The organism is Pleomorphomonas sp. JP5 (assembly GCF_023721815.1).
Taxonomy (GTDB): Bacteria; Pseudomonadota; Alphaproteobacteria; order Rhizobiales; family Pleomorphomonadaceae; genus Pleomorphomonas.
The window spans coordinates 703041-716732 of sequence record NZ_JAMDLI010000007.1; the positions used below are offsets into that span (position 1 = coordinate 703041).

The following is a 13692-nucleotide window of genomic DNA, read 5'->3' on the forward strand; positions in this document are numbered from 1 at the left end:
ACGAAGATCATGACTCCGAAACCCTCTTACCGCACGTTCTTCCTGGCGCCGACCTCCAGTCAGCAAGGCATCTCCTCCGTGGCGCTCGGCCTCGTCCGTGCCTTCCAGCGCGAAGGCTTTGATGTCGGCTTCGCCAAGCCGGTTGCCGACCCAGAGTCCTATCCCGACGGCCTTGACCGCTCGGTGCACTTTGCCCGTTCCCTTCTGGGCCTCAACACGCCCGATCCGATTCCGGCCGAGCGCGCCGAGGAAATGATCCGCACCGGCAACCTGTTCACGCTGCTCGAAGAGATCGTGGAACTGGTCGAGGAAGCGCGTGGCAATCGGTCGATGGTCGTCGTCGAGGGACTTTTGCCCTCGACCACCCACCCGCTGACCATCGATCTCGACATCGCCATGGGGCGGTCGCTATCGGCCGAGATCATTCCGGTGGTGCCCGGCCTCGATGCCACCGTGAAGTCCATTGTCGGCGATCTCGCCGATGCCCAGCATCGCTTCCTGGCCGAGGGACGTCCGTTCGCCGGTCTGATCGTCGGTCGCGCTCGCGGTGGCGACGTCAAGGCGGAAGAGTTCGCCAAGGCGCTCGAGGCCGCCAAGATCGGTGTGCCGGTGCTTGCCGTTACCTCCGATGAGCCGGCTCTCAACGCTCCGCGTCTCGTCGACGTTGCCGGCGATCTCGGCTTTGGCATTCTTCGCCCCGGCGACATCAAGAAGGCGCGCGTTGGCGAAATCGTCATTGGCGCCCGCAGTCCGGACAAGGTCGTGAAGGCCCTGAAGCCCGGCACGCTTGTGGTCACGCCCGGTGATCGCTCCGACATCATTATCACCACCACGCTGGCGCGTTCGTCGGGTATGCCGATCGCCGGCTTGCTGCTGACCTGCGACGAGCCGATGGCGCCGTCGATTTCCGAGTTCCTGTCGCCTCGCTTCGGCGACCTGCCGGTGCTGACCACCGAGCTTCAGACCTATGACGTCGCCGTCCGCCTCAACTCGATGGACCGTCGCGTCCGTCACGAGGATGCCGAGCGCATGGAGAAGCTGCTCGAGCATGTGGCCGATCACATCGACCTCACCCCGCTTGCTCCTGCAACCGCGCGCTCCAATGGTGGCCTGATGACGCCGCCGATGTTCCGCCATCGGATGATCCAGGAAGCGCGCGCGGCCAACCGCCGCATCGTGCTGCCGGAAGGCGATGAGCCGCGGACCATCAAGGCCGCCGTCATCTGCACGCAGAAGCGCATTGCTCGTTGCGTGCTGGTCGGCGACCCCAAGGCGATCAACGATGTCGCGGTCAGCCACGGCATCGAACTGCCGCCGGAGCTGGAAATTCTTGATCCGGCCAAGGTGCGCGGCAGCTACGTCGCCCCCATGGTCGAGCTTCGCAAGTCGAAGGGGCTGACCCCACCCCAAGCCGAGGCTCAGCTTGAGGACAACGTGGTGCTCGCCACCATGATGCTCGCCATGGGCGACGTGGATGGTCTCGTCTCCGGTGCGGTTCACACCACTGCGTCGACGGTGCGTCCGGCGTTGCAGCTCATCAAGACCGCCCCCGGCAACTCCATCGTCTCCAGCGTGTTCTTCATGCTCATGCCGGATCAGGTCCTGGTTTACGGCGACTGCGCCATCAACCCCGACCCGTCGGCGGACGAACTGGCGGAAATCGCCTGCCAGTCGGCCGAAAGCGCGCGTTCCTTCGGCATCGATCCGCGCGTCGCCATGATTTCCTACTCGACCGGCACCTCCGGTACGGGCAGCGATGTCGACAAGGTGCGTGCAGCCACCCTGAAAGTGATGGAGAACCGCCCCGATCTCCTGATCGATGGTCCGATCCAGTACGACGCCGCCTCGGTCGAGAGCGTCGGCAAGCAGAAGGCGCCGGGCTCGCCGGTGGCCGGCCATGCCAACGTCTTCGTGTTCCCCGACCTCAACACCGGCAACACCACCTACAAGGCGGTGCAGCGCTCGGCCAACGTCGTGTCGGTCGGCCCGATGTTGCAGGGTCTCCGCAAGCCGGTGAATGACCTGTCGCGCGGCGCCCTGGTCGACGACATCGTCTACACCATCGCGCTGACGGCCATTCAGGTCAGTCAGAGCGAACAGCCTGCGCAGGCCGCCGCCGCCGAGTAACGGGGCATAGCACAAGCGAAGCAGTTGAGCCGGCGATCTTCGGGGCGCCGGCTTTTTCGTTGCCCGCCCGCCTTTTGAATGCGCCGGAACCCGGTCATTGGCTAATATTAAGCCGGATAAATATAAATCGGCTTCGATCGCCGAGCGTACAAACAAAAAGCCGCCGGGAGTGACCCGACGGCCTTTATCCGAGCTTGTGGGCGGCTTCAGTCGGCCACAGCCATCTCGCTTCTCAGCTTCTCCGTTTCGAAGGAGGCGTCGAGAATGCGCTGAAGGTCGGCGGCTCGCCGGAAGCTTGGTTCCATGGTGTGACCGGCCCTAACGGCGTCGACAAAGCGCTTGTAGTTCATCGGCACCGGTTTTGCGGTCACCGGGCGCCATGTCTGGCTGTTGATGTCCTTTGCGCCCTTGCAGGCGCGCAGCCAGGTGCCGTCCGATCCGTTCTGGATCTCGATGGCTCCCTTGTCGCCGAAGACGCGGACGCGCAGGGTGTTGGCGTAGCCGGTCGCAAAGCGCGAGGCGTGAATGACGCCGATGGCGCCGTTCTCGAACTCCAGCGTGCCGGCAAAGCTGTCGTTGGCGTCGAGCGTATACTCGCCGATCTTGTCGTCGGGCGCCTTGTGGAATGTCTTGAGGCGGCCGAACAGTCGGCTCACGTCGGTACCCGCGCCATAGGACGCGAAATCGAGAATGTGGATGCCGACATCGCCGATGACGCCCTTGGAGCCGTGATTTTCCGACAATCTCCAAAGCCAGCGGCTCTCGGTCCGCCAGTCGCCCCAGTGCGTGCCGGTGAGCCAGCTTTGAAGATAGCTGGCCTCTACGTGCTTGACGTCGCCGATGACGCCCGAGGTGACCATCTCGTGCATCTTGTGGATCTCGGGTACGTTTCGATAGCTGAGGTTCACCATGCCGACCAGACCGGCCTTTTCAGCCGCCTCGGTCATCTCCAGCGCGTGGGCATAGTTGGTGGCCAGCGGCTTCTCGCAGAGCACGTGCTTGCCGGCGGTCAAGAGCGCCATGGTGGTAGGGTAATGCGCAAGGTCGGTGGTTACGTTGGCCGCCGAGTCGAACTTGCCCCAGGCGATGGCGTCTTCCACCGTGGCGAACGTCCGGGGAATGTTGAAATCCTTGGCGAAGGCGGTGGCGAGCTCGGTGAAAATGTCCACGCAACCGACGATTTTGACGCCGCGGATCTTGGCGAAGTGTTCGGCGTGATGGCGGGCCATGCTGCCGGTGCCGACAATGATGAGACGCATGTTGAGAATCCGATGGGAAGAGGGCCAAGAAAGACGATGGCCGGCGGAAAGCCGCCGGCCGTTCAGGCTGCTCAGCGAAGGCCGGGAGCCCCCTTCGCATGGATGGTGAGTCCGCGCTCCGTGATCGGCTCCAGCGCCTTGTCGACGGGTACGTTCGGCGCATCGGTGATCGCCGTCCAGGCCGGGGCGGGGTTGTAGGCCCATTTCACGGCGTTGCGCAGCACCGTCAGCACGTTCTCGTCGTGGTAGGTGGGGTAGGCCTCGTGGCCGGGGCGGAAATAGAAGACCTTGCCGGCGCCGCGCTTGTAGCAGAGGCCGGAACGGAAGACTTCGCCACCCTGGAACCAGGAGACGAACACGGTTTCGTCGGGCTCGGGAACCGAGAACGGCTCGCCGTACATCTCTTCCATGTCGAGCTCGATCTTCTCCGGCAGGCCGGCTGCGATCGGATGGTTGCGATTGATCACCCAGAGGCGCTCGCGCTCGCCTGCCTCGCGCCATTTGAGCGCGCAAGGGGTGCCCATCAGTCGTTTGAAGATTTTCGAGAAATGGCCCGAGTGCAGCACCAGGAGGCCCATGCCTTCCCAGACGCGCTTGGCGACGCGCTCGACGACTTCGTCCTTCACCTCTCCGTGCGCGGCATGGCCCCACCACACCAGCACGTCGGTGGCGGCGAGCTTCTCGTCGGTCAAGCCGTGCTCGGGCATCTGAAGCGTGACCCAGCTCGCCTCGATGGACGGATCGACGTTGAGGGCATCGGCGATGGCGCTGTGCATGCCGTTTGGATACAGGTCGCGCACGACCTGGCTGGTCTGCTCATGGACGTTTTCACCGAAAACGGTGGCACGAATGTTCATGGAATTCCTCCCGCGATGAGCGGCCCGGCGCCGCAGTCGCTCGCACCGCCGATTCCGCGGCAAGATCCGATCCGCCAGACCTTCCTCAAGGCGTGACGCAAAGGGCGGAATCTTGCCTCCACATAGATTCAAAGCGCTTTTAATGCAGGTTGTCAAGTGGCGACATGTTGGTCGCGTGCTATTTGCAAGCAGCTGTTTTGAAAAAGAAATTTCGGAAGACAAATTAATAAAAGCGCTTTGACTGAATCGAAACAATTTTCTCCTTCCCACAACAAGGTAGCGAGGAATTGCGACGCGATCTGGTCCGGGAGCCTCGGCTATTGTCCTGGAGGGGCAAAAGGCAGCGACCCGCCGCCCTGATCGGGCGACGGGTCGTCTCGTTTCAGTCCCGCTTTCCCGCCCGCCGAAGAATTCGGCCGTGGCAGGAGGAAAGCAACACGTTGGTCCGCTCCGCTCAGTTCTCGATCTGGCTGACGTCCCGCACGGCGCCCTTGGCCGCCGACGTGGCCATGGCGGCATAGGCGCGCAACGCCGCCGACACCTTGCGCGGACGCGGAGCTGCGGGCTTCCAGGCTGCCTTGCCCTTGGCCTCCATGGCGGCACGGCGGGCGGCCAGCGTATCGTCTGATACGAGGAGTTCGATGGTGCGGTTCGGGATATCGATGCGGATGCGGTCGCCCGCTTCGACAAGGCCGATGGCGCCACCTTCGGCGGCTTCCGGCGAGGCGTGGCCGATCGAGAGGCCCGACGTGCCACCGGAGAAGCGGCCATCGGTCAGAAGCGCGCAGGCCTTGCCGAGGCCCTTGGACTTCAAGTAGCTCGTCGGATAGAGCATTTCCTGCATGCCGGGGCCGCCCTTGGGGCCCTCGTAGCGGATCACAACGACGTTGCCGGCGGTGACCTCACCGCCAAGGATGCCCTTCACCGCCGCTTCCTGGCTCTCGTAGATCCTCACCTCGCCCTCGAAGACGAGGATGGACTCGTCGACGCCGGCCGTCTTCACGATGCAGCCGTCCAGCGCGATGTTGCCGAACAGCACGGCGAGGCCGCCATCCTTGGAGTAGGCATGCTCCGCCGAGCGGATGACGCCCTTTCGGCGATCGATATCGAGATCGTCCCAGCGCCGATCCTGGCTGAAGGCCTCGATGGAGGGTACGCCGCCGGGCGCGGCCGCGAAGAAGGTGCGGACGGCGATCGAGTTCGACTGAACGACGTCCCACTCGCGGATCGCTTCCTTCAGTGTCGGGGTGTGGACTGTCGGAACGTCGGTGTTGAGGAGGCCAGCGCGATCGAGCTCGCCCAGCAGGCCGAAGATGCCGCCGGCCCGGTGCACGTCTTCCATGTGGATGTCGGCCACGGCCGGAGCCACCTTGGACAGGCAGGGCACCCGACGGCTGAGACGGTCAATGTCGGCCATGGTGAAGTCGACGCCAGCTTCCTGTGCGGCGGCCAGCAGGTGAAGCACCGTGTTGGTCGACCCGCCCATGGAAATGTCGAGCGTCATGGCATTCTCGAAAGCGGCGAACGAGGCGACCGAGCGTGGCAGCACGCTCTCGTCGTTGCCTTCGTAGTAGCGCTTGCAGAGCTCGACGATCAGCTGACCGGCCCTCAGGAAAAGCGCCTTGCGGTCGGCATGCGTTGCCAGCATCGAGCCGTTGCCCGGCAAGCTGAGACCCAGCGCCTCGGTGAGGCAGTTCATCGAGTTGGCCGTGAACATGCCGGAACAGGAGCCGCAAGTCGGGCAGGCCGATCGCTCGTAGGAGCGGACGTCGGCCTCCGAGACCTTGTCGTCGGCGGCGGCGACCATGGCGTCGATGAGGTCGACCGACTTGGTAACGCCCGACGTCAGCAAGACCTTGCCGGCCTCCATCGGCCCGCCGGAGACGAAGACAGTGGGGATGTTGAGGCGCAGCGCGGCCATCAGCATGCCTGGCGTGATCTTGTCGCAGTTCGAGATGCAAACCATGGCGTCGGCGCAATGAGCGTTGACCATGTACTCCACGCTGTCGGCGATAAGGTCGCGTGACGGCAGCGAATAGAGCATTCCGTCATGGCCCATGGCGATGCCATCGTCGACGGCGATGGTGTTGAACTCCTTGGCGAGCCCGCCGGCCTTCTCGATCTCGCGGGCCACCAGTTGGCCAATATCCTTGAGATGCACGTGACCGGGCACGAACTGGGTGAAGGAGTTGACCACGGCGACGATCGGCTTGCCGAAATCGCTTTCCTTGACGCCGGTGGCGCGCCACAGACCGCGGGCGCCGGCCATGTTGCGGCCATGGGTGGAGGTGCGGGAACGATAAGCGGGCATGGGTTCGATCCATCTCACTGTAAGGCATATTGCCTGACGGATGGGACCGTTTTGCCGAAAAAGCAAGGGCGGCAGCGGCGCAAAGCGTTCGCTGCCGCCTCTTGAAGGGCCTGAAAACGGCCTTAGGCCGCCCTTACCTTGGCAAGGAAGCTCTTGATCTCCGAGCGAAGGCGGGCACAGCCTTCGTCGAGCTCATTCGTCCCGAATTTCATTCGTTCGCTAGCGGCGACGGCGGCCGCGTTGGCCTGGGACACGCCGTCGATGTGCTCGGTTACCTCGGCGGTGCTGGTCGATGCCTGGTTGAGATTGCGCGAGATGTCGAGGGTGGCCGTGCCCTGTTCCTCAACGGAAGCAGCGATGACGCCTGAGATCTCGCTAAGGCGACTGATGACGCCGGAAATGGTGTTGATCGCCGCCACAGACTGTTCCGTCGACGACTGGATGCCGTTGATCTGGTCGGCAATGGTCGATGTCGCCTTGGCTGTCTGGTCGGCGAGTTGCTTGACCTCGGCGGCGACGACGGCAAAACCCTTGCCGGCTTCACCGGCTCGCGCGGCCTCGATCGTGGCGTTCAGGGCCAGAAGGTTGGTCTGGGACGCGATGTTGTCGATCAGATCGACGACGTCGCCGATCTTCTTGGCGGCTTCCGAGAGGTCCTTGATCTGCGTCGAGGTGTGGGCGGCATCGGCGGCGGCCTCGGCGGCGACGCGACTCGATTCCTCGACCTGCCGGGTTATCTCGGCAACGGAGCCGGTCAGTTCCTCGGTGGCGGCGGCGACGGTGGCCACATTGGCCGATGCCGTCTCGGCGCCACGCGTCACGCTCTTGGCGCGTTCGGCGGCGCTCTCGGTGGCATGATCGAGGTCGCGTGTCAGCGCGGCCATGTCCTTGGCCGAGGAGAGAACCTTGTCGGCGATGGCGCCGACGGACGACTCGAACTCCTTGGTGACGTGGTCGATCAGGCTGTGCCGCGCTCTGCGCTCGGCGTCGATATAGACCGAAATGGCGAAATCCATGTCGACCATGACCGCCTTGCTGAGGGACCGCAGCAGCTTGAGGCGCGTCTCCTCCCGGCCGCCTTTCATCAAGCCGCCGGAATAGTCCTTGTTGATGCGCTCGATCAGCGCATTGAGAAGGAAATCGTAGCCGCCGATGTACCAGGTGGGAGACAGGCCGATCCGGTGATGCGTTTCGCCGATCTTCGACACCGACTGGAAGTAGGCCTCGTCGAAGCGGCCTTCCAGCACGCGCTCCCAATGCTTGAGCTGCGCCGCCTTGGCATGGGCCATATGGTCGGGCGAGCGGAAGAAGCGCTTGGTTTCGGGAAAATCGGCCACGTGTCGATAGAAGGCGTCGATGCCTTCGGAAAGTATTTTGGCAATGTAGGCGTGGTGTTCGCGAAGGGTAGCGCCGACGCTGTCGTCGATGGCGTGGAAACCGAGGCGCTGACGCATGTCAGGGGCAGAATTCGAGGGAGCGGACATGCCGGTTCCTTTATGGTGCGGGTCGGCGCACCGAATGCGCCCGACGTCCGTTATGTCGCGCCAAACGTCTTACCCGTTCGTAAATGATTTTGGAAAACAGTCGATATTTAAGGGGCTTGGCTGTTTTAGGGCCTCGATATACTACTTACGTTAGTTCGATTTATGAATATATCTATCAATATTACATATGCCGCTGCGACTGCACCTTTCGTTTGACGTCTTCACGGTCACCGATCGACGGAAGCCTCAAGGTTGACATAGCTCTCTGGACGGAAACGCGGCTGGCAAAGGCAGAGGAAGACGAGGTCGGTTGCACCGTCGTTTTCGATGCGTTGCGCGATGCCGGCTGGAATGCGGACACTGTCGCCGGGTCCAACGCGAAAGCGTTCGTCGCCGACCTCCATAAGCCCGCTTCCCAGCTCGATCACATAGGTCTCCTCGACATCGAGCGCGTGCAACTGCGTTGTTACGCCGGGTTGGACGCGCGCTCTCGCCAGCGAGGTCTCCGGCCGTGAAGGATGGTTGAGAAGCTCGGTGATGAAACAGCGTTCCGAGGTGGGGAACTCGCCGAGACCCGCGTTCGGGATGTGGATGGGAGCGGCCATGTTCGTCTCCTCGATTGCCTGGGGGCAAGTTTGGTGCATCGCCTTTGCTCCGGCAACCGTCCCTTTACGCGCCATCCGCCTTGCGCGAAGAATGGATGCGTCCGGAGACAGAGCATGCCCGATATCGACCTCGTCATTCGCGCCGATCACGTCGTCACTTGCGACGAGGCCATGACCGTCATCGAAAACGGAGCCGTTGCGATCCGGGATGGTCGCGTCGCCGCCGTCGGACCGGCGGCGACCATTCGGGCGGAGGGCGCCGAACTGCTGGATGCCAAGGGGCGCATCCTGATGCCGGGCCTTGTCAACATGCACTGCCACGCTGGTGACAGTCTGTTTCGGGGGCTCGTCGAGAACCTGCCGTTGGAGCCTTGGTTGCAAACGGTGTGGAAGGCGGAGCGCGCCATTCTCGATCCGGCCACCTGTCGGCTCGGCGCCGAACTCGGCCTCGCCGAGCTCCTGTTGTCTGGCGTGACCACCGTCATGGACATGTTCTGGTTTCCCGAGGAGACGGTTCGGGCCGCGAAGGCTCTCGGAATGCGTGTCGCCACCGGTGGCATCTTCTTCGATCCGCCGGGCATGGACGGCCATCTCGCCGATCGGCGACTCTCCGACGCCACTGCCTTCTTTGACGCGGCGGAGGAAGAGCCCCTCGTCTTTCCCGGCTGTTTGCCGCATGGGACCTACACCGTATCCCCCCAGCATCTTCAGAGCGCTGCCCGCCTGTCCCGGTCGCGCGCAGGCTTCTGGTGCACCCATGCGGCGGAAACGGCGGCCGAGCAGGCGACGATCATCGAACGCTACGGGCGTCGGGTTGTCGCCCACCTTGCCGAGCTCGACCTACTCGGCCCCGACGTGGTTCTGGCCCATTGCGTCCACCTCGATGCGGCGGAGATCGGCCTGCTTGCAAGCTCCGGAACGCATGTCGTGCACAATCCGATGTCCAACCTGAAGCTGGCGTCGGGCTTTGCGCCGGTACCGGACCTGTTGGCCGCCGGTGTCAATGTGACCCTCGGCACCGACGGCGCCATTTCCGGCAATGACCTCGACATGTGGCTTGCCATCCGCCTTGCTGCCACGCTGCACAAGGCGATAACGGGCAACGCCGCCGCGGTCACCACCGAGGAGGCGCTTGCCATGGCAACACGCAACGGTGCTCGCGCACTTGGCGCCGGTGATCGGCTGGGGTCGATAGAGGTCGGCAAGGAGGCTGACCTCATCCTCGTCGATATCGGTCGCTTGCACGCAGCGCCGCTGTACGATCCCGTTACCCACCTGGTCTATTCGGCCGGGCGTGGCGACGTGACCGACGTCTTCGTCGCTGGCCGACGGGTTGTGGAGGCCGGGCGGCTTCTCAACGCGGACATCGGTGCGCTGGTTGCGGCGGCCGAAGCTCTTCGCCCGGCCATCGCCGCGTCGATTGCCTGATTCGCCACGAGGACTCTCGTTGGCGCGCATCTTTCCCCGCGCTGTCGCAAAGGGGGCTCTTCCAGTGCGGTTGGGGGCAAAAGTCCTTGCCAGTGCGCAGTTTTCGGCCATTCATCTCCTTCTCAGATGACGAGTGCTGAGCTACATTACTCTCGTCACGGTTTCGTCGACGAAGCCGTCGGGTCGAAGGGTCCAGTTTCTTGTCCCGAACGCCCCTGTGGGGGTGCCGGATGTGGCATCCTCTGGCCGGGTTCCGAACAAAAGAGGATTTCGACATGTCCGATATGGAAGCCAAGATCAGGGAAAAGGCGCGCGAACTCTGGCTGGCCGAGGGGCAGCCTGAGGGCAGGGCCGATCAGCACTGGCTCGAGGCCGAGGCGATCGTTCGCGCCGAAGCCGAGGCGGCGGCCAAGCCCAAGGCCGCTCGCAAGCCGCGTGCGGCGGCTACCAAGAAAGAACCCGCCGAGGCTAAGGCTCCGGCTGCCAAGAAGCCGGCCGCCAAGAAAGAGGCCGCCAAGAAGCCGTCGCTCAAGGTGGTTTCCGGCTGAGGCCGCATCCGGCGTCAATGGACAGCTTGTTGACAAGACCGGCCGGCGCCGTTGCGCCGTCCGGGCGGGATGCCTAATGTCGCGGCCTTCTTGTCTGGGAGCCGTGACATGACCCTTTCCGCAGCCGTCGAAGCCCGCATTGTCGAGGCCATTGCCAGCGAGATCGGCTGCCGGCCGGCGCAGGCCGCGGCGGCCGTTGGTCTTCTCGACGAAGGGGCGACGGTGCCCTTCGTCGCCCGCTACCGCAAGGAAGTCACCGGCGGGCTCGACGACACCCAACTCCGCAAGCTCGAGGAGCGGCTTGCCTATCGGCGCGAGCTTGAAACCCGCCGTGCCGCCGTCCTCTCCGCCATCGAGGGGCAGGGCAAGCTGACGCCGGCGCTATCGGAGAAGATCGGCGCCGCCGTTACCAAGGCGGAGATCGAGGATCTCTACGCGCCCTTCAAGCCAAAGCGTCGTACCAAGGGCGAGATCGCCAAGGAGAAGGGGCTGGAGCCGCTGGCCGACGCACTCTTCACCGACCGTACGCTGGAACCTGCCGCGACAGCGGCGGCCTATGTCACCGAGGCTGTGCCGGACATCAAGGCGGCTCTCGACGGTGCCCGCGATATTCTCGCCGAACGCTTCGCAGAGACGCCGGAACTCGTCGGTCGCTTGCGTACCTACTTGCGCGATCGCGCGGTCCTGCGTTCGGCGGTGATTGCCGGCAAGGAAGCGGCGGGTGAGAAGTTCGCCGATTACTTCGATCATCGCGAGCGCTGGGCGGCGGTGCCGAGCCATCGCGCGCTCGCCATGCTGCGCGGTCGCAACGAGGAGGTTCTCGCCCTGGAGCTGGAGATCGATGCCGACGACCCGGCGCCGGTCAAGCCCGTCGAGCGCATGGTGGCGGAGGCCTTCTCGATCAACGTTCCGGCGAAACTGCCTGCCGAAGGCTTCCTCTTCGATGTCTGTCGGTGGACCTGGCGGGTGAAGCTGCAGCTTTCCCTTTCCCTCGACTTGATGGGGACGTTGAGGGAGAGGGCCGAGGCCGAGGCGATCCGCGTCTTCGCCGACAATCTGAAGGATCTGCTGCTCGCCGCTCCAGCCGGCGCTCGCACCACCATGGGGCTCGATCCCGGCATCCGCACCGGCGTCAAGGTGGCGGTGGTCGATGCCACCGGCAAGCTCGTCGATACCGCCACCATCTATCCGTTCCAGCCGAGGAACGACGTGGCTGGCTCGCTGGCCACGCTGTCGGCTCTGGTCCGCAAGCACAAGGTCAATCTGATCGCCATCGGCAACGGCACGGCGAGCCGCGAGACCGACCGTCTGGCCGCCGCTCTGATATCCGATCTGCCGGCGCCCAAGCCCACCAAGGTGGTCGTGAGCGAGGCGGGTGCTTCCGTCTACTCGGCCTCCGAGCTGGCCGCCCGTGAGTTTCCCGGCCTTGACGTCTCGCTGCGCGGGGCGGTCTCGATCGCCCGTCGCCTCCAGGATCCGCTGGCCGAACTGGTCAAGATCGAGCCGAAGTCGATCGGAGTCGGGCAGTATCAACACGACGTCGATCAGGGGCATCTCGCCAAGGCGCTGGATGCCGTGGTCGAGGATGCGGTGAACGCGGTCGGGGTCGATCTCAACACCGCGTCGGCCCCGCTGCTGTCGCGTGTCTCCGGCTTGGGACCGTCACTCGCGGAGGCGATCGTCGCCTATCGTGATCTCTCCGGCGCTTTCCGGAGCCGCAAGGCGCTGATGGACGTGCCGCGCCTTGGCGCCAAGACCTTCGAGCAGGCCGCCGGCTTCCTGCGTATCCGCGATGGCGATGAGCCTCTCGATGCTTCGTCGGTGCATCCGGAGGCCTATGGCGTTGCGCGCCGCATCGTGGCGGCCTGCGGGCGCGACATTCGTCAACTGATGGGCGATAGCGCCGCGCTGAAGGCGCTCAATCCTGCGAAATTCGTCGACGAGCGTTTCGGTCTGCCGACGGTGCGCGACATTCTGAGCGAGCTGGAAAAACCCGGCCGGGACCCGCGTCCGGAGTTCCGCACGGCGAGCTTCGCGGACGGGGTCGAGGAGATCGCCGACCTGAAGCCCGGCATGGTCCTTGAAGGCACCGTGACCAACGTTGCCGCCTTCGGAGCCTTCGTCGACATTGGCGTTCATCAGGACGGTCTCGTTCACGTCAGTCAGTTGGCCGATCGGTTCGTGAAAGATCCACGTGACGTGGTGAAGGCAGGCGACGTGGTGAAGGTTCGTGTCGTCGAAGTGGACGTCAAGCGCAAGCGCATCGCTTTGTCCATGCGCAAGGACGATGACGGTGCGCCGAAAGGTAGCGGAGGTGGGCGGCCGGACCGGCGGAGTCCTCCGCCGCCCTCGACTGGCAACAACGCCATGGCCGCCGCACTGGCAGCTGCCTTGAAGCGACGGTAATGCGGCGTTTGTCGTCAGTGACGGCATATTTCCCGGTGATCGATACAATCTTGCCGATTGTGTCGACGGATTTGGTGTAAGCTCCGCTCCGTTAACCACCGCGGAGTCCGCCATGGCCAAGCAGTCCACCGGTTACACCGTTCTCCAGCTTTCACTCCACTGGTTGATCGTGCTTCTCGTCCTGTTCCAGCTGATCTTCGGCGAAGACATGGGGCGCTACAACTATTTCCTGCGCTCCGGGCAGGATGTCACGCCGCTTTTGACCGGCTACTATCTTCATCTCGGCGTCGGCATCGCCGTCCTGGTTCTGACGCTGTTCCGTCTCGGTTTGCGTCTTGTGATCGGCGTGCCGCCATCGGTGCCAGGGCCGGCCCTGCAAGTAAAGGCGGGCGAGGCGCTGCACTATCTCTTCTATGTCATGCTGATCGTCACGCCGATCACCGGCCTTCTCGCCCAGTATGTCGACATGGGCACGTTTGGCGAGATCCATTCCGCCAACAAGCCCGTGTTCATCCTGCTCATCCTGATCCACGCGGCGGCGGCGCTCTACCACCACTTCGTGCTGAAGGACTCCACCCTGCGGCGCATGATGGTGCCGGGTACCCACTGAAGGCGGCGCTCAGAGCAAGGAAAACCCCGCGGAAGAGGACTCCCGCGGGGTTTCGTT

10 protein-coding genes are annotated in these 13692 nt (G+C 64.0%); 5 read left to right on the forward strand and 5 right to left on the reverse strand.

Annotated features, from left to right (window positions below; all coding sequences use genetic code 11):
* Positions 1 to 9 precede the first annotated feature (9 nt).
* Complete coding sequence (pta, locus tag M4J40_RS10225; RefSeq protein WP_251753978.1) at positions 10 to 2127, forward strand: phosphate acetyltransferase; 2118 nt, start codon at positions 10 to 12, stop codon at positions 2125 to 2127.
* Between the two features lie 206 nt (positions 2128 to 2333).
* On the opposite strand, the gene M4J40_RS10230 is transcribed toward pta, so the two are convergent.
* The 5 genes from M4J40_RS10230 to M4J40_RS10250 all read right to left on the reverse strand — a co-directional run bounded on the left by M4J40_RS10230 (position 2334) and on the right by M4J40_RS10250 (position 8643).
* Complete coding sequence (locus M4J40_RS10230) at positions 2334 to 3386, reverse strand: Gfo/Idh/MocA family protein (RefSeq protein WP_251753979.1); 1053 nt, start codon at positions 3384 to 3386, stop codon at positions 2334 to 2336.
* A gap of 71 nt (positions 3387 to 3457) precedes the next feature.
* Positions 3458 to 4243: a ThuA domain-containing protein gene (locus M4J40_RS10235; RefSeq protein ID WP_251753980.1), complete on the reverse strand. Its 786-nt coding sequence runs from the start codon at positions 4241 to 4243 to the stop codon at positions 3458 to 3460.
* Between the two features lie 454 nt (positions 4244 to 4697).
* Positions 4698 to 6554, reverse strand: coding sequence for a dihydroxy-acid dehydratase (gene ilvD, locus M4J40_RS10240; protein ID WP_251753981.1), 1857 nt, complete (start codon positions 6552 to 6554; stop codon positions 4698 to 4700).
* A gap of 122 nt (positions 6555 to 6676) precedes the next feature.
* Positions 6677 to 8038: a globin-coupled sensor protein gene (locus M4J40_RS10245; RefSeq protein WP_251753983.1), complete on the reverse strand. Its 1362-nt coding sequence runs from the start codon at positions 8036 to 8038 to the stop codon at positions 6677 to 6679.
* 227 nt (positions 8039 to 8265) lie between these two features.
* Positions 8266 to 8643, reverse strand: a complete 378-nt coding sequence (locus M4J40_RS10250; RefSeq protein ID WP_251753984.1) for a cupin domain-containing protein — start codon at positions 8641 to 8643, stop codon at positions 8266 to 8268.
* Positions 8644 to 8757: 114 nt separating this feature from the next.
* Here M4J40_RS10250 and M4J40_RS10255 point away from each other — a divergent pair, with 114 nt between their 5' ends.
* The 4 genes from M4J40_RS10255 (at position 8758) to M4J40_RS10270 (ending at position 13635) form a co-directional block, all read left to right on the forward strand.
* On the forward strand, positions 8758 to 10071 hold the full coding sequence (locus M4J40_RS10255) for an amidohydrolase family protein (protein ID WP_251753985.1): 1314 nt from the start codon (positions 8758 to 8760) through the stop codon (positions 10069 to 10071).
* Between the two features lie 275 nt (positions 10072 to 10346).
* Complete coding sequence (locus tag M4J40_RS10260) at positions 10347 to 10619, forward strand: DUF2934 domain-containing protein (protein WP_251753986.1); 273 nt, start codon at positions 10347 to 10349, stop codon at positions 10617 to 10619.
* Between the two features lie 108 nt (positions 10620 to 10727).
* A complete protein-coding gene (locus M4J40_RS10265; protein ID WP_251753987.1) occupies positions 10728 to 13025 on the forward strand; it encodes a Tex family protein in 2298 nt (765 codons plus the stop codon).
* Positions 13026 to 13137: 112 nt separating this feature from the next.
* Positions 13138 to 13635: a cytochrome b gene (locus tag M4J40_RS10270; RefSeq protein WP_251753988.1), complete on the forward strand. Its 498-nt coding sequence runs from the start codon at positions 13138 to 13140 to the stop codon at positions 13633 to 13635.
* The last annotated feature ends 57 nt before the right edge of the window (positions 13636 to 13692 follow it).

Excerpts from the sequence above, each read along its gene's own strand:
- pta (WP_251753978.1), top strand. The coding sequence starts at position 10 with ATGACTCCGAAACCCTCTTACCGCACGTTCTTCCTGGCGCCGACCTCC.
- M4J40_RS10230 (WP_251753979.1), bottom strand. The coding sequence starts at position 3,386 with ATGCGTCTCATCATTGTCGGCACCGGCAGCATGGCCCGCCATCACGCC.
- M4J40_RS10235 (WP_251753980.1), bottom strand. The coding sequence starts at position 4,243 with ATGAACATTCGTGCCACCGTTTTCGGTGAAAACGTCCATGAGCAGACC.
- ilvD (WP_251753981.1), bottom strand. The coding sequence starts at position 6,554 with ATGCCCGCTTATCGTTCCCGCACCTCCACCCATGGCCGCAACATGGCC.
- M4J40_RS10245 (WP_251753983.1), bottom strand. The coding sequence starts at position 8,038 with ATGTCCGCTCCCTCGAATTCTGCCCCTGACATGCGTCAGCGCCTCGGT.
- M4J40_RS10250 (WP_251753984.1), bottom strand. The coding sequence starts at position 8,643 with ATGGCCGCTCCCATCCACATCCCGAACGCGGGTCTCGGCGAGTTCCCC.
- M4J40_RS10255 (WP_251753985.1), top strand. The coding sequence starts at position 8,758 with ATGCCCGATATCGACCTCGTCATTCGCGCCGATCACGTCGTCACTTGC.
- M4J40_RS10260 (WP_251753986.1), top strand. The coding sequence starts at position 10,347 with ATGTCCGATATGGAAGCCAAGATCAGGGAAAAGGCGCGCGAACTCTGG.
- M4J40_RS10265 (WP_251753987.1), top strand. The coding sequence starts at position 10,728 with ATGACCCTTTCCGCAGCCGTCGAAGCCCGCATTGTCGAGGCCATTGCC.
- M4J40_RS10270 (WP_251753988.1), top strand. The coding sequence starts at position 13,138 with ATGGCCAAGCAGTCCACCGGTTACACCGTTCTCCAGCTTTCACTCCAC.